Source organism: Frankia sp. CcWB3, assembly GCF_977927595.1.
In genome coordinates, this window is sequence record NZ_CDWRCK010000005.1 from 32161 (window position 1) to 37674 (window position 5514).

Below are 5514 nucleotides of genomic sequence, written 5' to 3' on the forward strand. Positions count from 1 at the left end.
AGGGCGCGGAGCAGCGTCGCCGCAGGGCGGCGAAGGCGCGTCGGGTGACGGTGCGGGCCGAGCCGGATGGTATGGGCCGCATCTCGGCATCGCTTCCGGCAGACCGCATGCTCGCGGCGTTTCGACGGGTGGACCTTCTGGCGAGGAGAGCAGGCGGTGCGCAGGACGGTCGCGGGCTCGACCAGCGTCGGGCCGACGTTTTCTACGACCTGCTGATGGGGCAGGATCGTGACCGTGTCAGTATCGAGATGCAGGTGCTCGTGTCGGCTTCCTGTCTGCTGGGTATGTCGGAACAGCCGGCGGAACTTCCCGGTTATGGCCCGATACCGGCCGGCCTCGTTCGCGAGATGGCCGAGAACCCCCGGTGCACATGGCGGCGGATACTGATGGATCCGCCGGAAGGACGAGTCCTGGCGGTCAGCCGGCGTCGATTTCCCTCAGCCGCCCTGGCTCGTCATGTTCGAACTCGAAACCCTACATGTGTCTTTCCGGGATGCGAGAAGCCTTCCATTCACTGCGATCTTGATCATACCAGGTCGCATCGTCGAGGTGGCCAGACGAGCGAGCGGAACCTCGGGCCAAAATGCCGGAGGCATCACCGGCTGAAACACGCGGATGAAAAGCGGCCCAGGCGTGGCGCCGAGGAAGGTGCTACGAGAAGACCGGGGCGGCCGGATACATCATCTCCCGATCAATCAACGCAGAAGGGATGGTCCGTGTGCCAGCCCAGGCCTGGACATTTCATCTGGACGAGCCCGGAGGGACGCCAATATGAGATTTCACCCGAAGATTATCTCAAGGAAGTATTCCTCGAGGATGATGTCCAGTGCGAGTCGAAGCGGACCGGGGCCGAGCGACGGATGACGCCTCAGACCCGTAGATGACGGCGGAGCGCCACCGAAGCCATCGCGGCGGCGGCGAGCACACCGACCCCCAGCACGACGGCCGCGGTCTCCCAGACCGCCGACCAACCGAACAGGGGGAACATCGTCTGCTTCGCGAACCGGCCGTCCACCAGGTAGATCTTGGCCAACGCGAGCACGCCCGTGGCGAACAGCCCGCCAACCAGCCCCACCGCCGCGATCTCCAAGACGAACGGGGCCCGGATTGTTCCGTTGGACGCACCGACCATCTTCATGATGGCAGTCTCCCGCCGCCGAGCATGCGCCGAGATCCGGATCATCGTGTAGATGAGGGCGAAGGACGCCAAGGCCTGCACGGCGGCGAGGGCGAAGGCGCCCGCTGTGAAGGCGTCGAGGAACCGGTACAACGGGTCAAGCAGGCCGCGCTGGTCGCGCACAGCTTCCACCCCGTCGAGGCCGGTGTAGGTGACGACGATGTCGCGGGCCGCTCGCGGATCGGTGAGCGTAAGTCGTAGCGCCGCGGGCAGGTCGTCGGGTCCGACACCGGCGAGGACGTCGGGCGATCCACGGAAGTCCCGACGGAAACGGTCGTACACCTGCTGTTTGCTTTCGTACCGCACGTCGACGACCAGTGGATCCGCCGCGATCTCGGCCTCGAGGGCAGACCGCTCGCCTGGGGTGATGCCATCGGAGAGATCAACGACGACCTCGATCTGGTCGAGCAGGAAGCTGTCGATGGTGTGCACCTGCGCCCGCAGGAGCAGGCCCGACCCCAGCAACGCCAGGCAGATCGCGACAGTGATGATCATAGCGCAGGTCATCGCCAGGTTGCGGCGCAGGCCCGTCCACAGCAGCGACGCCAGCAGACCCGGTCGCATCAGCGGACCCGGTCGGCCGGCACCCGGGGCCCGGGCCGGGGAATCATCGGCACCACCAGATCATCCTGGTTGTAACGCCCGCGAGCCTCGTCCCGGATCAGCGCGCCGTCGCTCAGCTCGAGCACCCGGCGGCGCATCGCGTCGACGAGCGACGCGTTGTGGGTGGCCATCACGACGGTGGTGCCGGCCTGATGAACAGTGTCGAGCAGGTTCACGATCTCGATGCTGGTGTTCGGATCGAGGTTGCCGGTCGGCTCGTCGGCCAGCAGTACCCGAGGACGGCCGACGAACGCCCGGGCGATTGCGACCCGCTGCTGTTCGCCTCCGGAGAGTTCATCGGGATACCGGTCCGCCTTCTCCGCGAGGCCGACCAGCTCGAGTGCCTCCGGCACGACGCTGCGCACGACATGCCGAGGACGGCCGACCACGTCGAGGGCGAACGCGATGTTCGCCGCCACGGTCCGATTCGGTAGCAGGCGAAAGTCCTGGAAGACGCAGCCGACCAGCCGGCGCAGCTGGGGCACCCCGCGGTCCGGCATCCGCGCGACGTCACGGCCGGCCACCAGCACCCGGCCGGACGTCGCCCGTTCCTCCCGCAGCAGCAATCGCAGCAATGTGGTCTTACCCGATCCGGACGGCCCCACGAGGAAGACGAACTCACCGGCACCGATCTCCGCGGTGACATCGATCAGCGCCGGCCGGCCGCCGTTCGGGTACCGCTTGCTCACGGAACTCAAAACGATCATTGCGCCTTCCCGCACTCCCATGACTTTCAGTAGCCGCATGGTAGGGCGTGACGAAGGTCGGGGGCCGCAGGTTAACGCCCGACCGGAATCTCCGAGAACAGCCCCGAGCGGGTCACCGCTCGCCCGGTCGACCTTTGACGGAGCGGCACGCCACCGTGCGCGGGCGTAACGTGGAGGTCGATCGTGCGTGTCGCCAACGGTCGTGCTCCATCCGAAACATCCGGGTGTTGTCCCCACCCCGAGGAAGTGCGACGATCGCCCGATCATGGCATCCGTCCCGGGTGAGAAGGAGGCGCTATGGGCAGCGAGGATCTCGTCTGCGCGCGCTGCGCCGGACTGGTGGTCGAAGGCCGGTGTCCCACCTGCCGCGCCTCGCGCGAGTACCTGCGCCAGAGCTTCTTCCAGATGTCACCGCAGGTGATCGTCGCGCTGATCGCGATCGTGATGCTACTGACGGTCCTTGCCGCCCGTCACGTCTCCTAAGCCCGGCCGCGCCGCCGCGGCAAAGGCTGACCTAGTCGCGGGCCGCCCCGAATCTCCCCGTTGTCCTCCCGTGCGCTGCCTCGTCCTGGTCAGCGCCATTCTCGCCCTGGTGGGCCTCGGCGTATCCGCCTGCGGCTGGAATGGTGGCCGCCCCTGGCCGGCCGAGTCGTCGAAGCCGGCCACCACCGCACCGTCGGCGGGTCGCGACAGCCCGCAGCCCGAGTTGCGCATCATCACCACGGGTCTCGCGGCGCCCTGGGATGTCGCCTTCCTCCCCTCCGGGGACGCCTTGATCAGCGAACGGGACAGCGGCCGTATCCTGCGTCGCCCGGCCGGCGGTGGCGAGCCTACCGAGGTCGCCCGTTTTCCGGACATGGTGCACAGCGGGGAATCGGGGCTGCTGGGCCTCGCCGTCTCCCCCACCTACGCGGCCGATCACTTCGTGTACGCCTATTACACGACCCGGGCCGACAACCGGATCGTGCGGTTCCGGCTGACCGGGAACTGGGCGGGTTCCCCCGCACCGATCCTCACCGGGCTCGCGAACGCCCAGATCCACAACGGCGGACGGATCAGGTTCGGCCCGGACGGCCTGCTGTACGCGGGGGTAGGGGACGCCGGCGTGACCACACGGGCGCAGGACCGCGCCAGTCTGAACGGCAAGATCCTACGGATGCGTCCCGACGGAAGCGTGCCGCCGAGCAATCCGTTCCCGGGCTCGCTGATCTACAGCATCGGCCACCGCAACGTGCAGGGCCTGGCGTGGGATACGGCCGGACGGCTGTGGGCATCCGAGTTCGGCCAGAACAACTTCGACGAGGTGAACCTGATCATCCCGGGCGGCAACTACGGGTGGCCGATGGTGGAGGGCGTCGGCGACACCGACAAGGGCCGCCTGCGCAATCCCCTCGTCACCTGGACCACCGCCGAAGCATCCCCGAGCGGCGTCGCGATCCGTGGAGACACCCTGTACGTGGCGGCGCTGCGCGGACAGCGGCTGTGGGAGGTGGGCCTGGCCGGTGACCATGTGCGTGGCGCCCCCCGCACGGCGTTCACCGGTGAGCTGGGCCGGCTGCGCGCGGCGGTGCTCGCACCGGACGGATCGGTATGGATCATCACCAGCAACACCGACGGCCGAGGGGACCCGAGAAAGGGGGACGACCGGATCCTGGCGCTGCGCTGAAGGTCCGGGTGGACGGGCGACCCGACGGCGGGAGCGTCAAGCCGACACCGTGGGCTCCACCGGAAGCGGCTCCGCCGGGACCGCCCCGACGGTACCCATCACGCCGATAATTCGATCACGTAGCGAAACCACATCTCCGATTACGATGACCGCGGGAGAACTGATCGCGGCTTCGGCCGCGAGCCGGGCGATATCCGCCAGGGGCCCGGTGATGATCGTCTCGTCGGCTGTCCCGCCAGCGTGGATCACCGCGGTCGGAGTCTCCGGCCGGCGGCCCCGCTTCACCAGCTCGTGACTGATCTCGGGCAGTGCCCCGACGCCCATCAGCACGACGACTGTGCCCGGACCGGTAGCGAGCGCGTCCCAGTCGGCGGTGGAACCGGGATGCGACGGATCGATATGGCCGCTGACGACAGCCACGTCCTGGGTGATGCCCCGGTGGGTCACCGGGATCCCGGCGAGCGCGGGGACCGCGACGGCGCTCGTCACCCCGGGGACGATCTCGCAGGGCAGGCCGGCCGCAGCGCAGGCCAGGGCCTCCTCGCCGCCACGACCGAAGACGAACGGATCACCGCCCTTGAGCCGGACGACGCCGAGCCCGCGCAGTCCCCGATCGACGATCACCGCGTTGATCTCGTCCTGGGTCAGGTTGTGACCGTGCGGCGCCTTGCCCGCATCGATGATCTCGGTACCGGGTCGCACCTCATCCAGCAGCTCACGGGGAGCCAGCCGGTCGACCACCACGACATCCGCAGCCTGGAGCAGCCGCAGACCGCGTACGGTGATCAGATCCGCCCGCCCGGGACCGCCACCGACAAGGGCCACCCATCCGCCCGGGGCTGTCTGCACACCGGTCATCTTCGTCCCCTCCCGCGTCGGCTTTCTCCCAGTGTGCGGCCTGACCAGCCCGTTCGGGGCCGATCGCCGCAGCCGACCATTCCGGCTGACCGGCCGGCTGACCGCCTCAGCTGACCGGACGGGCCGCCGCGACGGGGCCGACCAGCACCCGACCGTCCTGCACCTGCACCGGGTAGACGGGGAGGCGCACCCCCTCGGCATCGAGGCACTCCCCCGTCACCAGATCGAACGCCTGCTTGTGTAACGGCGAGAAGACCACGGCCCGGTCTCCGCGGGAGCCGACGAGACCCCGGGAGAGCACGTTGGCCAGGCCGATCGGGTCGGCGTTGCCGACGGCGAGCACGGGACCGTCGCTCAGCCGGAAGATGGCCACCTGGGCGCCGTTGACGAGCGCGGCCACGCCGCGATCGGGAGTCAGATCGTCCAGGGCACAGATGTCGGTCCAGATCATGGCGGCCTCCAGATCGTCCGGGATGCGCTTACTTGCCTATCCAGAGGCTTTT

7 protein-coding genes are annotated in these 5514 nt (G+C 68.6%); 3 read left to right on the plus strand and 4 right to left on the minus strand.

The features are described from left to right. Positions 1–884, plus strand: an 884-nt coding sequence (locus ACY5KJ_RS01100) for an HNH endonuclease signature motif containing protein (RefSeq protein WP_462202544.1), incomplete at its 5' end; no start/stop codon positions are given. On the opposite strand, the gene ftsX is transcribed toward ACY5KJ_RS01100, so the two are convergent. Next, the gene (ftsX, locus tag ACY5KJ_RS01105) at positions 869–1741 is read right to left on the minus strand and encodes a permease-like cell division protein FtsX (protein ID WP_462186013.1); all 873 of its coding nucleotides are present in this window, start codon (positions 1739–1741) and stop codon (positions 869–871) included. The two genes, ACY5KJ_RS01100 and ftsX, sit on opposite strands and share 16 nt — an antisense overlap. Continuing rightward, the gene (ftsE, locus tag ACY5KJ_RS01110; protein ID WP_462186021.1) at positions 1741–2487 is read right to left on the minus strand and encodes a cell division ATP-binding protein FtsE; all 747 of its coding nucleotides are present in this window, start codon (positions 2485–2487) and stop codon (positions 1741–1743) included. Before ftsE ends, ftsX begins: the two co-directional genes overlap by 1 nt. A gap of 297 nt (positions 2488–2784) precedes the next feature. On the opposite strand from ftsE, the gene ACY5KJ_RS01115 reads away from it, so the two are divergent. Beyond that, the gene (locus ACY5KJ_RS01115; RefSeq protein WP_462186014.1) at positions 2785–2970 is read left to right on the plus strand and encodes a hypothetical protein; all 186 of its coding nucleotides are present in this window, start codon (positions 2785–2787) and stop codon (positions 2968–2970) included. A gap of 70 nt (positions 2971–3040) precedes the next feature. Further along, on the plus strand, positions 3041–4153 hold the full coding sequence (locus tag ACY5KJ_RS01120) for a PQQ-dependent sugar dehydrogenase (RefSeq protein WP_462186015.1): 1113 nt from the start codon (positions 3041–3043) through the stop codon (positions 4151–4153). A gap of 36 nt (positions 4154–4189) precedes the next feature. Here the strand turns inward: ACY5KJ_RS01120 and cobA are convergent, their stop codons facing one another. Both cobA and nirD read right to left on the minus strand, forming a co-directional pair. Next, entirely contained in the window at positions 4190–5011 is an 822-nt protein-coding gene (cobA, locus tag ACY5KJ_RS01125; RefSeq protein ID WP_462186016.1) for a uroporphyrinogen-III C-methyltransferase, read from the minus strand. A 106-nt stretch (positions 5012–5117) separates the two neighbouring features. Beyond that, entirely contained in the window at positions 5118–5462 is a 345-nt protein-coding gene (gene nirD, locus ACY5KJ_RS01130) for a nitrite reductase small subunit NirD (RefSeq protein ID WP_462186017.1), read from the minus strand. Positions 5463–5514 lie beyond the last annotated feature (52 nt).